The 428-nt window shown below is 44.2% G+C and carries 1 pseudogene; it reads right to left on the reverse strand.

Going from position 1 to position 428, the window contains the following annotated elements:
• Window positions 1-428, reverse strand: a pseudogene (gene nupC / locus RVS70_RS22625) (nucleoside permease NupC); the annotation flags it as partial.

Consider the following 428-nt stretch of genomic DNA (forward strand, 5'->3'; position numbering starts at 1 on the left):
GAAACGAGCGACGACATTTCCTTGCTTTTGATTCAGTCCTTTTACGGCACCGGCAATGATTCCGATTGAGGAGAAGTTCGCAAATGACACAAGGAATACCGATACGATCGCTGTTGTACGGCCGCTGAAATGGAAACCGTTTTGAGTAAGCGACGTCATAGCGACAAATTCATTCGATACCATTTTTGTTGCCATAATGCTTCCCGCATTAACAGCTTCATTCCATGGGATACCCACAAGAAAAGCGAATGGAGCAAACACATATCCAAGAATGCCTTGGAACGAAATACCGAATACTGCATTAAAAATGCCATTGATCAAGGCAATAATCGCGACAAATCCAATCAGCATCGCAGCGACCACAACCGCTACTTTGAAACCGTCAAGGATGTATTCTCCGAGCACTTCGAAGAAGGATTGTTTTTCCT

The organism is Virgibacillus sp. M23 (assembly GCF_034190895.1).
Lineage (GTDB): Bacteria > Bacillota > Bacilli > Bacillales > Amphibacillaceae > Virgibacillus > Virgibacillus salarius.